We start from the raw sequence: 14,691 nt of genomic DNA on the forward strand, positions 1-14,691 counted from the left end.
TCCCTCCCCGACAGGCGCTAGAGCCGTGGCAACGATCCACCGGGATCTTGAAACGACTCTAAGCTCTTGATCGTATGTGCCTTCCGGGATCCGTCGCAGCGGCGGCGCACCGGCGGCGCTGGGGGAATCGATCCAGCCATGGCGACACGCGCGCTTCGTTCCGAACCCGTCCGCCCGGCGCGTCGGCGTGCGGCCGTGCTGGCCCTCCTGCTCCTGGGCGCGGCGCCTTGCGCGGCTCAGGACGCGGAAGCGCCCGCCGCGGATCCGCCGGCCGCGGCGGAGCCCGCTCCCAAGGCAAGGCCGCGGCCGAAGCCGGTGCAGCGGGCCAAGCCGCCGGAGAAGCCGGCCGCCGAGGCCAAGCCCGGCCCGGCGCAATCGGCTGCCCAGCCCGCCGCGGCCCAGGCTGCCGCGACCCAGCCCGCCGCGATCTGGCCGGCGGGCGCCGACACCCTCAGCGAAACCTACGGCGAGTGGACGACGAGCTGCGCGCGCGGAGACGGCCGCACGACCTGTATGGTCGCGCAGTCCCAGGGCGACAAGGCGACCGGCCGGCGGCAGTTCGCCCTGGAGCTGCGGGCCCCGCGGGACGGGCGGGCCGAAGGCCTGATCCTGATGCCGTTCGGCCTCGCCATCGAGCCGGGCGTGACCTTCAAGCTCGACGAGGCCGCGCTCGGGAAGGGCGCCTTCTACGCCTATTGCACCGGCGACGGCTGCCTCGTGCCGATCAGCTTCCCCGCCCTCGCCACCGACGCGATGAAGACTGCCAAGGCGCTCGTGGTGACCGGGCAGAAGGCCTCGGGCGGCGAGCCGGTCGCCATCACCCTGCCGCTCGCCGGCTTCGCGCCCGCCTTCGCGCGTGCGATCGCGCTCGGAAGCTGATAGCCCGGGCGACCGAAGGGCGAGGCGGGAGAGCAGGATGAGGCGGATCGGGCTTGCGGCGCTGCTCGCCGTCTCGGCCGGAGCGGCGACGGCGCAGGGGACCGGGCCCGAGGCGGGACCGCCGCCGCAGCTCGACCGGGCCCAGAGCATGGCGGCCAAGCTCACGGGGCTGGTGGGGTTCGTCGAGGCCGCCTGCCCGGAGCTGCGCGGCGATGCCGGGCGCCTCGAGGCCGCGATCCGGCGCCTCGGCGTCGAGCCGGCGGATCTGGGCAGCGGCGTGCTGAAACTCGCGACGGATGCCTATCGCGAGAGCTACCGCCAGGACGTCGCGGCCAATTGCCGGCGCGCCATCGAGACCTTCGGCCCGGGAAGCCGCATCGTCCCCGACCTGATCGCCCGCCGCTGAGGCGCCGCCGCGACGGAGGCGCTCCGTCGTGGATCGGCGCATCCGAGGGGCCGCATCTTAAGCCCGCGTTAGCCGCGCCGCGCGAGACTTCCCCCATGTGGCGGCGGGGCGTCGCGTCCCCCGACGGGGACGCCCGCCGCACTCGGGTGCAGGTGGAATGGGCGAGGGGCGGGGCCGCCGGCGGCAGACAGGAGGCGGCCGGCCGCCCCGGTTGCGGCGGACGATGGGCGCGGGGCTGGCCTCGGCGCTGGTCCTCGGCCTCGCGCTCGCGCCGGCCGAGGCGGCGCGGCTGGTCGCCGCCAGGGGCGCCGAGCCCCAGGGCTACGGCCGGATCGCGCTCACCTTCGACAAGCCGGTCTCGGTCAAGGCGCGCGTCTCCGGCGGCGTGCTGGTGCTGAGCTACGGCGAGCGCATCAGCGCGGGCGGCGATCGCCTCGCCGAGGAGATGCCGGCCTACATCGCGCTGGTGCGGCGCGATCCGGACGGCAGCGGCCTGCGCCTCGGCCTTCAGAAACCCTACCGCGTCAACGTGCAGGAGGCAGGCGAGCAGGTCTTCGTCGATCTGCTGCCCGAGGGCTGGGCGGGCCTGCCGCCGCCGCTGCCGCCGGAGGTGGTGGCCGATCTCGCCCGCAGGGCGGTCGCCGCCGAGGCGGCGCTGCGGGCGCGCACGCCGCCGCCGGTGCGCCGGACGCTCGCTCTCGAACTCGCCCACCTGCCGACGCTCACGCGGCTGTCGCTGCGCCTGCCGCCCGAGATCCGCACGGAGACGGTGCAGGAGGGTCCCGCGACCCGTCTGCGCATCCCGGGCGCCTGGACGATCGACACCGCCGAGGCCAACGGCCGCACCAAGCCGGCGCTGGCCGCCCTCGCGGCGGAGTCGCGGGACGCCGAGGCGAGCCTGCTGCTGACCCCGGCCGAGGGCTACGCCGTCACGGTGGAGCGCGAGGAGGGGGAGGTCAGCATCGACGTCGCGAAGATCGAGGCGCCGCAGCCCGATCCCGGCAAGCCCATCCCCGGCCAGCCCGCTTCCGGCCAGCCCGCTTCCGGCCAGATCCTGCCCACCCCGTCCGCCGAGCGCGGGGCGCCGGCCGGAGGCGAGGCGGCGGAGGCGCGGCCGGCCGGGACCGGCACGCGCGCCGACGCGCCCGCCCCTGCGGCCGCGCCCGCTAGGCCGGCGGAGCCGCCGCTGCGCGCGCCCGGCACCGGTTTGGTCTTCGGCTTCCGCAGCCTGCCGCCCGTCGCCCTGTTCGAGCGGGCGGGCATCGCGACGCTCGCTTTCGAAACGGACGAATCCGTGAGCCCGCAGCCGCCCGGAGCGGCGGCGCTGCAGCCGCTCGGCGCGCCGCGGCGGACCGGCAACCTCGTGCTGCTGCGCTTTTCCGTGCCGCAGGGGCGGCTGCTCGACCTCATCCCGGTCGCGGTCGGGGAGGGCGCGGGCTGGGAACTCGTGGCCGGGGAGACCCTGAGGCCGAGCGGCGTCCTCACCCCGTCCCGACGCCCCGATTCAGCAGGGCATTTCGGCATCGCCGTCGACCTCCTCCAGCCGGGCGCGGCCACCTGGGTCGATCTCGACGGCGAGCGCGTCGCGGTGGTGACCACACGGACGCGGCGCCCGGCGAGCCTGTCCAAGCGCCTGCGCTTCGTCGATTTCGAGCTGCTGCCGAGCCGCTACGGCCTCGCCGTGCTCGCGGGCGCCGACGACCTCGCGGTGCGGCCCGACCTCGACGGGGTGACGATCGGGCGCGAGGGCGGCCTCGCCGTCACCTCGGTGCCGCGCCCGCCCGAGACCGAATTGGCGGAGGCCGGCGCCCCGGTGATCGAGCGTGAAGCCTGGGAACAGGCCAAGCTCGGCGACGTGGCCGCCGCGCTGCGCGCGCAGTTCCAGGCGGCGGCCTCGGCCGTTCCGGGCGCGCGCGGCCCGCTCCGCGTCGCCTATGCGCGCGCCCTGATCGCCAACGGCCTGGAGCTGGAGGCGCTGTCCGCCCTCGCGGCGGCCTCCGGCGACGATCCCCTGGTCGCGGCCGAGCGCCGGACCGCGATCCTGCGCGGCCTCGCCGAGGTTCGCGCCGCCCGGTTCGCGGACGCGCGCCGGACCCTCGGCGGAGAGGTGCTGGGGCGCGATCCCGAGGCGGTGCTGTGGCGCGCGGCCGCGGAGGCCGGGGACGGGGCGTGGCGCGCCGCCGAGACCGATTTCCGCCGCACGCTCGGCCTCGCCGACGGCCTGCCCGACGAGCTGCGCGCCGAGATCCTGGCCGCGGCCGCGGAAGCGGCCGTCGAGACCGGCGACATCGACGCCGCCGTGGCGCGGATCGCCCGGGCCAACGAGCGCCCGCGCGACGCGCTGGTCCGCGACAGGCTCGCCCTGGTCAAGGCCCGGGTCGAGGAGCTGACCGGCCAGACCGTGGCGGCGCTCGACACCTACGCGCGGCTCGGCGATGCGGCGGCGCTTCCCGTCGCCACGGCCGCGACGCTGCGCCGGGTCCTGCTCGCCCAGAGCACCGGCGCGATGAAGGCCGGCGAGGCGCTCGAGCGGCTCGAGGGCCTGGGCCTGACCTGGCACGGCGGCGCGACGGAGGAGGCGATCATCGCCGGCCTCGCCCGGATCTACGCGGCGAGCGGGCGCTACCGCGAGGCCTTCGCAGCCACGCGGCGCGCCAGCGCGATCGCGCCGAACTCGGAGACCGCCCGCATGCTGAATGCCGAGGCGCAGGCCCTGTTCGACGACATCTATCTCGGCGGGCGCGGCGACGGGCTCCCGGGCATCGACGCGGTGGCGCTCTACTTCGACTTCAAGGAGTTCGCCCCGATCGGCCGACGCGGCGACGAGGTCGTACGCCGCCTCGCCGACCGGCTCGTGGGGCTCGATCTGCTCGATTCCGCGGCGGAGCTGCTCCAGCACCAGGTCGATCACCGTCTCACGGGCACGGCCCGGGCGAGCGTGGCGGCGCGGCTGGCCGCGGTGCGGCTGATGGAAGCCAAGCCCCTCATGGCCCTCGAGGCGATCGACGCCACCTACCTGCCCGAGCTGCCCGCCGATCTGCGTCGCGCCCGGGCGCTGGTGCGCGCGCGCGCGCTCTCGGACCTCACCCGCACCGACCTCGCCCTGGAGACGATCGCGGACGAGGCCGGGCCGGAGGTGCAGCGCCTGCGCGCCGACATCCTGTGGTCGGCGCGGCGCTGGCGGGCGGCGGGCGAGGCGCACGAGGCGCTGCTCGGCGACGTCTGGCGCGGCACCAAACCCCTCGACGAGGCGGCCCGCGCCGACGTGATCCGCGCCGGCATCGCCTACGATCTCGCCGACGAGCGCATGGGCCTGGAGCGGCTGAAGGCGAAGTTCTCCGCCGCGATGGCGGAGAGCGCGGATGCCCGCAGCTTCGCCCTGATCACCGGCGCCGACCCGCTGCGCCAGCCGGGCTTCCGCGAGATCGCGCAGCGCGCCTCGAAGGCCGAGACGCTGGCCGCCTTCCTGTCGGAGTACCGCAAGCGCTATCCCGAGGCCGCGATCCCCGATCGCGGCAAGGCGGGGGACAAACCCGGAGACGGGACCGGGGACCAGCCCGGCGCCCAGACCCGCGCCGACGCGCCCGCCACTCCGCCCGGCTAGGGTCAGACTTCAATCCGCTTGCCCGCGCGCGCCGGCATCCGACCCTTTGTCGACCCAGGGAAGGTCTGCTTCGAGGTCAGTTGGCACAGGATGACCGAATACCAGACCGCGATGAGCCCGACTCATCGCGGTCTGCCCGCGCGACGGCGCGGCGGCGGTCGTCCGCCGGACCTCGGGGGGACGGACCTATGGGTCAGGCTCACTGAGACATGGTAAAATGTCTGGGCTGGGTGGTTTCTTGTCGTTCCGGTTACGGGCGATGAAGCATGAAAGCAGACATCGCCGCCGCGCTCGCTCACGAACTGAACTCCATTGCGCGATCAGAGCAGTCTCATGCCATGGCTTGCCGAAGCGCATGTGAACGGTCGAACGTCAATAATTATTATACTAAACACGCGCAGCTTATATTGCGCAAAAATCTTATTTTTTTAGAGCAAATTCTATCTATATTTGTTTTTCTTTAGCAGAAACGAGCTGGTGTCTTCATAAAAATATATGAGATAATCGGAGCTCAACACAGCAACTTTTATATAATTCATTTTCATGCAGCTTATAAAACCAGCTCGAAGTTCAGTCTTATTTTTAACAAGATTTAACCAAGACTTCATAATAGGTTTATCTTTTTGCAAAATTTCAATAGTAATGGGTTTGATATCATCAAACGAAGGATCCTCCTGGCAGCCACCGCTAAATGGATCGAGAATTCGAGCCGGCGAGATGCTGATTTTTTGTACAGCTTCGCTTCTGCCTTTCTGCTCGCAGCCGGCACAAGCCGTATCAACTACCATCCATTCCCCAAATAGAGAATTTTCCTTAGCAGCTGACGAGCTACACAGAACAGCAGTGATGATCGCTATGCATAGTGCGCTCTTAATCATGCAATCGAGCGCCTGATTTTGTCTGCAGAGTGTGCAACAAAAGACTCGTCTAAGCCAACGTACGAGTAGAATTTTGGACCACGAGGCCACCACCAAGCGTCATTGATACCAACAATTCCTAGCTTACTCGTCTGCCTGCCGACCCATGTGGAATTTCCTATCACTATACCAACATGGTTGCCGAATTCTTTGTTATTCTTTTTCTTCTCTACCTCATAAGGAACCTTGCCTGCAGCGAAGAATATCACATCGCCAACTTTCATGCCAGACGATGTCTTGAACTTTTGACTAGACGTTATTCCATCAGAATTCAAGTATTCATAATCTTGAAATATTTCTTTGAATACGAGATAGACAAAATAAGAACAATCCATTGCCGTGGTACTTTTGCCAGTCTGGCTGTATGCCGACCCTTTATACGCAATAGCGAGGTCTATAGCTTTCTTCGCTACTTCAACTCGCTTTCCGCTGTTGGTCGCCTCAGCCATTGCGCACCCTCAATGAAATTATGCTGATGGCCCATAGTGTATGAGATTTCGGAAAGTAGCAATAGGTCGTAAGCATGCTCAATTGAGCGTCGGTCAGTCTGTCAAACCCACACTCTGACTCTGTGAGATTATCCGGCAGTGCAAAGTGCTGGTCGACGATCAGGGGATAAGCCTGGCCCGATCATAACCGCCGTCATGCGCCTATGGGGGCGAATTGAAGAGTGATGAGCCGTTATTAAGCGTAACGAGACAGTGCGGCCAGCTTCAGCGGCAAACTCCGTCCCACCGTCACGCTGAATCATATCCAGTGAAAACAGGATTGACCGCTGCTGGCTCGAACGTCTGATCTCGGCCATAGCGTAGAAGGCCGCTCACTACCCCGAAACGAATTTGCCGGACGGAAGATCGACCGCTTCCGGGAAACGCCTATGGCCGTCGGGATGGCTGTCATGGGTCGGAGCCGGAACGTCTGCTTCAGGACGAAGGGTAAGGGTCCGCCCCCCGCCCTCGGGGGCCATTTATCCGGTCAAGCGGATTGATTTTTGACCCTAGGCTCGTGCGCGACCACGCGAGGCCGGGTCACGCCTCCGAGCCGTGGTTGCCACGCGCGCCGAGCCGGCATCCGCCTCGGCGGAGAGAGCTCCAGGGGTCGATGCGGGGAGGCCCCTCGGGACGCCGCCCGCGGCGCCGGCAGGGTCGGAGCGGGAGCGGGACGGGTGATCGGGACGGCCCAGGGCCGCGCGTCCTTCGCGACGGGCCGGCCGATCGGGCCGGGCGGCGCGACCGGGAGCCGCACGGATCGCGACGGAAGCCGGGGCTTCGGAGCCCCGCGATCGGGGCTCGCCCGAGGGATGGCCGCCCGGACCGGGGTGCGGTCCGGGCGGCGTGGGCGCTCAGAAGAACCGTTCCTTGACGACGATCGTGTCGCCGGGGCGGACGGGGTAGCTCATCGGCACGATGCCCGAGACGAGGCCGTTCGGCCCGTTGCGGGTGAGCACGACGTAGTCGCGGGCCGCGCGCGGACCGAAGCCCGCCGCGATGGCGACCGCGCTCTCGGCCGTCATGCCGTTGACGTAGGGGTACTGGCCCGAGGTCGTGACCTCGCCCAGGATGTAGAACGGCCGGTAGGAATCCACCTCGACGGTGACGTGCGGCTCGCGCACGTAGCCCGAGGCGAGTTGCGCCTCGATGGTGCGGGCGGCCTGGCCGGTGCTCTGGCCGCCGACCGTCACGGTCCCGATCAGCGGCATGGCGATGCGCCCCGCCCCGTCGACCGCGTATATGTTCGAGAGGTTGTCCTGCCCGAACACGATCACCCGCAGCTTGTCGCCCGCCGCCAGCGTGTAGCGGGCGCCGATCGAGCCGGTGCCCGTCGCATCGAGATCGGCGGTCCGGTAATCGGGCCGCAGGCAGCCGCCGAGCGCGAGGCTGACGGAAAGTCCCAGGAGAAGTGCGCGCCGGTTCATCACCATGGCCATCGTGGTTGCCGGATCCGGTTCGGCGTAATCTGTTAAGGTTAAGGAAGACTGACTCGGAGCGCGGGTCCTGCAGTCGAGGTCGGGCCTTAACTTTCGCTCAACCTTAACGGCGTTTGATGCGGTGCGGCGGGTGCGGTGTCCTGCCCATCGCCGCTCGCGTTGAAGGCCGCCCATGTCTCGAACCAGCTCGCGCACGGCGTTCGCCGCGGCCCAGACCGGGGACGGCCTGACGCTCGCCCAGCTCCCGGGGGTGCTCCGGCGGGCCTGGGCCTGGATCCTGGTGCCGACGCTCCTCGTCGCGATCGCGGCGGGCGCCTTCGTCCAGCTGGTGTCGCCGCGCTACACCGGCGAGGCCAAGCTGCTGCTCGAGAGCCGCGACCCCGCCTTCGCCCGCACCGCGCTGGAGCGCGCCGACCAGGTCGCGCCGATCGACGAGCAGGCGGTGGCGAGCCAGGTGCAGGTGCTGATGTCGCGCGATCTCGCCCGCGAGGCGATCCGCCGGCTCAAGCTCGTGGGCAACCCGGAATTCGACCCGAGCGCGGGCACGCCCGGGATCGCCCAGCGCCTGCTGATGCTGCTCGGCCTCGCGCAGAATCCCCTCGACCGGCCGGCCGAGGACCGGGTGCTCGAGACCTATTTCGACCGCCTGCTGGTCTACCCGGCCGGCAAGTCGCGCATCATCTCGGTGGAGTTCCGCGCGAAGGACCCGGCGCTGGCGGCGGACGCGGCCAACACCGTCTCCGAACTCTACCTCGCCTCGCTGGAGGCGGCCAAGGTGGATACGGCCCGCTACGCCTCGACCTGGCTCGGCAGCAACATCGAGTCGCTGCGCAAGCGCGTGGCCGAGGCGGAGGCGAAGGTCGAGACCTACCGCGCCCGGAACGGGCTCGTCGGCAATACGGGCCAGCGCCTCACCAGCCAGCAGCTCGGTGAGCTCTCGACCCAGCTCTCCCAGGCCCGCACCATCCAGGCCGATCTCTCGGGCCGGGTGAAGTCGATCAAGGGAATGATCAAGGACGGTCGCGCCTTCGAGATCCCGGATGTCGCCAACAACGACCTGATCCGGCGCACCGTCGAGAACCGCATCACGGTCCGGGCCCAGCTCGCCCTCGAGTCGCGCACCCTGCTGCCGGCCCACCCGCGCATCAAGGAACTCACCGCGCAGGTCGCCGAGCTCGACGCCCAGATCAAGTCCGCCGCCGAGCGCGTCGTGCGCACCCTCGACAACGACGCCAAGATCGCGACCGCCCGGGTCGAGAGCCTGCAGGCCGCCGTCGACGGCCAGCGCGACGTGGTGGTGAAGGGCAATACCAGCGAGATCGAGCTGCGGGCGCTGGAGCGCGAGGCCAAGGTCCAGCGCGAGCAGCTCGAATCCTATCTCGCCCGCTACCGCGAGGCCGCCGCCCGCGACGCCGAGAGCGCGACGCCGGCCGATGCCCGCATCGTCTCCCGCGCCGTGCGGCCGGAGCTCCCGTCCTTCCCCAAGAAGGTGCCGATCCTCGTCTTCGCGACGCTGATCGCCCTGATGCTCTCCGCCGGCTCGGTGGTGGGCCGCCACCTCCTGGCCGACCCGGCGGGCGGCGGGCAGCACCCGGGCGCCGCGGACGGGGAGGGCGGGGCGATCCTGCATCCGGTCCGCGCCGAGAGCTTCGCCTTTCCCGAGCCGCTGCCCCCGAGCCGGTGGCAGGACGTCGAGAGCGCGCCCGCGCTGCGCCCCGCCGCGGCCGAAGCGGCGGCGCCGCCCGCCGCCGCCCCTGGCTTCGTGCCGCCGCCCCCCGAGACGCTGAATCCGCCCGCGCAGGCTCTGGCGCCCGTCCCGGCCCGCGCGCAGGCCGAGAAGGCCGCGCCCGTGGCGGAGATCGCGGGCTTCGACCTCGGCCCCCTCGTCGATCGGCTGCGGAGCGGCCCGCGCCGGGGCAGCGGACGGACGGTGCTGGTGGTGGAGACCGAGCCGGGCACGGCCGACCTCACCGGCACCCTCGCGCGGAGCCTCTGCGTCGGCGCGACGGTCCTGGAGATCGACCTGAACGGTCCCGAGACGGAGGCCGACCTGCCGGGCCTCACCGATCTCGTCGCGGGCGAGGCCGCCTTCCTCGACGTGATCCAGCCCACCGGCCGCGCCGGGTTCCAGCGCATCGCCACCGGCTGCATCGAGGGCGAGGTCCTGCTCGCCGAGCCCGAGACCCTGGCGATCATGCTCGAGGCCACGGCGGAGAGCTACGATTGGGTGATCTGCCGCCTGCGCCTCGCGGCCGGCCCGGTCGCGCTGGTGCCCGCGGTGGCCCGGCACATGGACAGCGTCGTCCTCGCCTCGAACGCCGCGGCCGACGATCCGGATCTCGGCGCGCTGTTCGGCCTCGTCGAGGAGGCGGGCGCGGGCCAGGTGCTCGTGGCGCAGGACCGGCCGGCCCAGGCGGCACGGGAGGACGCCGAGACGGGGCTGCGCCTGACGGCCGCCTGAGGCCGGTCCGGGGCGCCCGCCCGGGCCTCAGGCGCGGTCGCGCAGGCGGCGCAGGCGGTCGAGCAGCCCCCCGAGCCTCGGATCGCGCTTGATCCGGCGCTTGGCCCGGGTCAGGCTCGAGGCGGCGAGCCGGTAGGCGTGGCCCGGCAGGCTCACGGCGAGGACGACCTCGGCGATCTCGATGGTCTCGTCGCACACGCTCGCCTTGTAGCGGGCCTCGCCGATGCCGAGGTCCAGGGCGCGGCGCCCGCGGGCCGTCTGGTCCCGCACGAGATGCTGCAGCAGGAGATCGCCCGGGCTGAAGCGCGCGACCGCGGGGTCGGCGTCGAAGGACGTGGCCATGCCGCTGAAGCGCAGCCTGTCGACCGCGCCGATGAAGGTCGCGAGCACCCGGCCGCCCTCCGCGGCGACGAGGGCGTGGATCTCGATCGCCGGGTCGGCGCCCGCGGCGGCGGCCTCCAGGAAGGCGCGCGTCGCCGGCGCCGCGAAGGGATCGCCGATGCCCATCGCGGCAAAGCGCGCCGCCTTCTGCGTGTGGAAGGCCGCGAGGCAGCGCGCCGCCTCCTCCGGGCCCTCGGCGCGGCGATAGGCGAGGGGGCCGACCGCCTCGGCGAGGCGCTTCTCCTTCGAGCGCAGCTTCTTGCGCGCGTCCCCGCTGAAGGCCCGGCGCACGCTCGCCTCCGGATCGGGTCCGAGCAGCATGCCGTAGGCGTCGCTCGGGGCGGAATCCGCGCCGAGCGCGAGCGGGTTCAGGGCCCCGTCCCAGCTCCGCGGCTGGTGGCCGAGGGCGAGGACGTCGACGCCCATCGCGCGCCCCGCCGCGCGCAGGGCGAGCCGCAGATCCTCGGCCGGGATCGCCGCCGCGTCGCGCCCGGCAAACAGCGGCAGGTGGTAATTGGCCTGGGCGCCGCCCAGCGGGACGGCAAGCCTCAACCCGCGCACCCGGCGCAGGACGAGCGGCAGGAGGAGGCGCGGGCGTCCGGCCCCGTCCCGCAGCACGAGGACGCGCACCGCCTCGGGATCCGGCAGGGTGCGGGCGAAGGCCGCGAGCCAGTCGTAGCGCTGATAGGGCGTGCCGAGCGCGGCCGGCTGGACCTCGAGCGCCCGCCACAGGGATTCGGCGGCGGCGAGACCCGGCAGGATCTCGGCCTGCAGGCTCTGCGCCCGGGCCGCCCGGGTCCCGGCCCGCAGCGGCTCGACGTCCTGAACGAGAACGGCCATGCCCCATCCCCTCGCGCGCCCGGGATCGGCCCCGGGCCGTGCCCGGAGCAGGCTTGGCGCGCGCCTCCCTAAGGGGCGGTGTACGGCCCCCGCGGGAACCGCGTTCCGGGCGGGTCGAGCCCGAACAGGGGTAACGAAGCCTTGCGGGACACCTCCCGAGGCGGCCGCGCCTTGGCGATTCGTTTACCCGGAGCGCCGAACACTCGCGGCCTCCGTCCGGAGCGCCCCGATGGTCTCCTCCCGCACCCGCCACCGCCTGTTCGATGCCGGCTTCCGGGCCGTCGCCGCGACGGGTGCCGACCGCTGGCTGGCACCGGCCGCCCGCGGCGCCGGGGTGATCCTCACCTTCCACCACGTCACACCGGAGCCGCCGGCCGCCTTCGCACCGAACCGGCTCCTGGCGATCACCCCGGATTTCCTCGACGCGACGCTGCGCGCGCTCGACCGGAACGGCTTCGAGATCATCGGCCTCGACGCCCTGCCCGAGCGCCTCGCGGCCCCGGATTACGGGCCCCCCTTCGCCGTCCTCACCTTCGACGACGGCTACCGCGACAATGCCCGGCACGCGGCCCCGGTGCTGGCGCGCCACGGCGCGCCCTGGACGCTGTTCGTGACGAGCGCGTTCGCGGATCAGCGCGGCCGGCTCTGGTGGGTCGAGCTGGAGCGGGCGGTCGCCGCCCTGCCGGTCGTCCGGGTTCCGGTGGGCGGACGCAGGCTCGACCTGCCGGCGCGCAGCCCCGCCGAGAAGACGCTGGCCTTCGAGGCGCTCTACCGCGACCTGCGGGCCGGCCCGGAGGCCGAGCTGCTGGCCCGCATCAGCGGTCTCTGTCGCGAGGCCGGGTTCGAGCCCGGCGGCGTCGCGGCCGAGCTCTGCCTCGGCTGGGACGAGCTGCGCGCCCTCGCGCGCGACCCCGCCGTCACCATCGGGGCGCACACGGTGAGCCATCCGATGCTGGCCAAGCACGACCGCGAGACGGCCGTCCGGGAGATCGCGGAGGGCCGCGCGCGCATCGAGGCGGAGATCGGCCGGCCGGTGCGCCACCTCTCCTACCCGGTGGGAGACCCGGGCTCGGCGGGCGCGCGGGAATTCGCCCTCGCGCGAGATCTCGGCTTCGCCACGGCTGTGACGACCCGGCCGGGCCACCTGTTCCCCGCCCATGCCGGCCACCTGCAGGCCCTGCCGCGGGTCTCGGTCAACGGCTGCCACCAGAGCGAGGCCGCCCTGCGGGGGCTGCTCTCGGGCGTGCCGTTCCTGGCCTGGAACCGCGGGCGGCGGCTGAACGTGGCCTGACTCCTACCCGACGATCGAGAACCGGAAGGTGGTGGCGGCACGGAAGCGCTCGCCCGGCCGCAGAACCGTGGAGGGGAAGTCCGGCCGGTTCGGCGCGTCGGGGAATCCTTGCGTCTCGAAGCAGACGCCGTCGCCCGCACGGTAGGTCCGCCCCGAGGGGCCGACCAGCGTGCCGTCGAGGGTGTTGCCGGTGTAGAGCTGGAGCCCCGGCTGGGTCGTCTCGACCGCGAGATGGCGCCCGCTCCCCGGATCGAGGCAGGTGGCGGCCGGGCGCAGGCGGCCGGCCTCGCCCCGCAGCACGAAATTGTGGTCGTAGCCCTTGCCCCGCACGATCTGCGGATCGCCCGTGCGGATGCGCGCGCCCAGGGCCGCGGCCTCGCGGAAGTCGAAGGGCGTGCCGGCCACCGGGCGGATCTCGCCGGTCGGGATGCCCGTCGCGTCGATCGGCGTGAAGGCGTCGGCGAAGACCGCGACGCGGTGGCCGAGCACGTCGCCCGAGCCCTCGCCGCCGAGGTTGAAGTAGCTGTGGTTGGTGAGGTTCAGCACCGTCGGCCGGTCGGTCCAGGCGGCGTAGTCGATGCGCAGAAGCCCGTCCTCCGGCAGGCTGTAGCTCACCGTCACGTCGAGATTGCCCGGAAACCCCATCTCGCCGTCGCGGGAGCGGCGCGCCAGCACGAGCCGGGCGGGCTCCACGGTCTCCGCGCGCCAGAGCCGCTTGGCGAAGCCCTCCGGGCCGCCGTGCAGGGTGTTGGGCGGCTCGTTGACCGGAAGCCGATAGGATTGCCCGTCGAGGTCGAAGCGCCCGTTGGCGATGCGGTTGGCGTAGCGCCCCGCCACGGCCCCGAGATGGGGGCTCACCGTCTCGTAGCCGGCGAGCGCGTCGAGGCCGAGGACCACGTTGGCCACGCGTCCGTCGCGGTCGGGCACGTCCAGCCGGGTGATGATCGCGCCGTAATCGATCGCCTGCAGCCGCAGCGGGCCGCGGGCGAGGGTGAACCGCGTCACCGCCCGCCCGTCCTGCGTGATCCCGAAGGTCTCGCCCGCCATCGCCGCTCCTGCCCTCGGGACGAGGCCCTATCCAGAGGCCCTATCCAAGGGTCTTAACTTAATCCGCTTGACCGCGCGCGTCGGCATCCGACCCTTCACGGCCCCTCGGAAGGTCCGCTTTCGGGCCTTCTGATGAGCGGCACTAGCGACCGATGGTGACCGTAAGCGGCCGGTCCGCTTCGGAGCCCGATGAGAACCGTAAACTGGGTGTGTGGTTCACGACCGGTCGTCCGCCACTTGTCAGAATGGGGCCGAGCGGTCGCAGGCCTATCAGCTGACGTCGATGCCCTGTGGGCGGCTCGCTTTTCCCGACCGGCTCGACCGTTGGTCTGACCGCGGCACGAATTGCCCAGTCGTCTGACTGCATCGAGGCGCGGGGCTGCCTGGGCGGCCCCGCGTCGGGCATCATCCGGCCAAGCTCCACTTCTCGGCGTCGGCGGGCTTCCGCTTGTAGATCGTGCCGGCGAAGTCGACGTGAAGTTCGGTCCAGGGACCGCTGCCCTGCATTGCCAACACCTCGAAGTGCTTCGGCTTCTGCCGCGGTTCGCCCTTATGGACCCAGCCCTCGGCCGTCACCGCGTCGAGGACGCGAGCCAGGTCGGCAGGGACGTTCGCGTGCTTATGGCCTGGAGCGTGGTTCGGCTTCTTGTGCTCGATCCGCACCGGCTCGCGGCCGTCGGTTGCGATGCGGGTGACCTTGATCTCGGAAGGCCGGCGCTCACCCTCAAGCGATACGCGAAGCCCCTCGCTCAGGGGGAATGCTTCCAACCCCTTTGGGGTCAGGTCGGCTAGGTGGGTCTTCCCGTCCGCCGCCAGTGTGAAGCGATGTGCGAAGACGTGTTCAATCGTGCCCGTCAGGGCCACGGTGTCGTGGTGCGGCATGATCTTCTCCGTAGAGCGCCCATCCGCAGGCGCCCGCTGGAGATCGGGCGTGCCGG

General features: G+C 71.4%; 11 protein-coding genes. 5 read left to right on the plus strand and 6 right to left on the minus strand.

Features of this window, described 5'->3' with window-relative positions:
- Positions 1-315: 315 nt before the first annotated feature.
- From ACS5RC_RS23580 to ACS5RC_RS23590, 3 genes are all read left to right on the plus strand, one after another.
- On the plus strand, positions 316-879 hold the full coding sequence (locus ACS5RC_RS23580) for an invasion associated locus B family protein (RefSeq protein ID WP_478346360.1): 564 nt from the start codon (positions 316-318) through the stop codon (positions 877-879).
- Between the two features lie 37 nt (positions 880-916).
- Positions 917-1,285, plus strand: a complete 369-nt coding sequence (locus ACS5RC_RS23585; protein WP_478346361.1) for a hypothetical protein — start codon at positions 917-919, stop codon at positions 1,283-1,285.
- 223 nt (positions 1,286-1,508) lie between these two features.
- Positions 1,509-4,889 (plus strand): hypothetical protein, encoded by a 3,381-nt coding sequence (locus ACS5RC_RS23590; RefSeq protein ID WP_478346362.1) that lies wholly within the window; start codon positions 1,509-1,511, stop codon positions 4,887-4,889.
- 440 nt (positions 4,890-5,329) lie between these two features.
- On the opposite strand, the gene ACS5RC_RS23595 is transcribed toward ACS5RC_RS23590, so the two are convergent.
- From ACS5RC_RS23595 to ACS5RC_RS23605, 3 genes are all read right to left on the minus strand, one after another.
- Positions 5,330-5,767 (minus strand): hypothetical protein, encoded by a 438-nt coding sequence (locus ACS5RC_RS23595; protein ID WP_478346363.1) that lies wholly within the window; start codon positions 5,765-5,767, stop codon positions 5,330-5,332.
- A complete protein-coding gene (locus ACS5RC_RS23600) occupies positions 5,764-6,255 on the minus strand; it encodes an NlpC/P60 family protein (protein WP_478346364.1) in 492 nt (163 codons plus the stop codon). The genes ACS5RC_RS23595 and ACS5RC_RS23600 overlap by 4 nt, the downstream gene beginning before the upstream one ends.
- A gap of 893 nt (positions 6,256-7,148) precedes the next feature.
- The gene (locus ACS5RC_RS23605) at positions 7,149-7,727 is read right to left on the minus strand and encodes a polysaccharide biosynthesis/export family protein (protein WP_478346470.1); all 579 of its coding nucleotides are present in this window, start codon (positions 7,725-7,727) and stop codon (positions 7,149-7,151) included.
- Between the two features lie 178 nt (positions 7,728-7,905).
- Between ACS5RC_RS23605 and ACS5RC_RS23610 the strand changes: the two genes are divergently transcribed.
- Entirely contained in the window at positions 7,906-10,194 is a 2,289-nt protein-coding gene (locus ACS5RC_RS23610; RefSeq protein ID WP_478346365.1) for an exopolysaccharide transport family protein, read from the plus strand.
- 27 nt (positions 10,195-10,221) lie between these two features.
- On the opposite strand, the gene ACS5RC_RS23615 is transcribed toward ACS5RC_RS23610, so the two are convergent.
- Complete coding sequence (locus tag ACS5RC_RS23615) at positions 10,222-11,415, minus strand: GNAT family N-acetyltransferase (RefSeq protein ID WP_478346366.1); 1,194 nt, start codon at positions 11,413-11,415, stop codon at positions 10,222-10,224.
- Positions 11,416-11,644: 229 nt separating this feature from the next.
- Here ACS5RC_RS23615 and ACS5RC_RS23620 point away from each other — a divergent pair, with 229 nt between their 5' ends.
- Complete coding sequence (locus tag ACS5RC_RS23620; protein ID WP_478346367.1) at positions 11,645-12,706, plus strand: polysaccharide deacetylase family protein; 1,062 nt, start codon at positions 11,645-11,647, stop codon at positions 12,704-12,706.
- 3 nt (positions 12,707-12,709) lie between these two features.
- Here the strand turns inward: ACS5RC_RS23620 and ACS5RC_RS23625 are convergent, their stop codons facing one another.
- Together ACS5RC_RS23625 and ACS5RC_RS23630 are read right to left on the minus strand one after the other, a co-directional pair.
- Entirely contained in the window at positions 12,710-13,753 is a 1,044-nt protein-coding gene (locus ACS5RC_RS23625; protein WP_478346368.1) for an aldose epimerase family protein, read from the minus strand.
- A 405-nt stretch (positions 13,754-14,158) separates the two neighbouring features.
- Positions 14,159-14,635: a hypothetical protein gene (locus ACS5RC_RS23630; RefSeq protein ID WP_478346369.1), complete on the minus strand. Its 477-nt coding sequence runs from the start codon at positions 14,633-14,635 to the stop codon at positions 14,159-14,161.
- Positions 14,636-14,691 lie beyond the last annotated feature (56 nt).

Source organism: Methylobacterium sp. HJ2 (assembly GCF_056431005.1).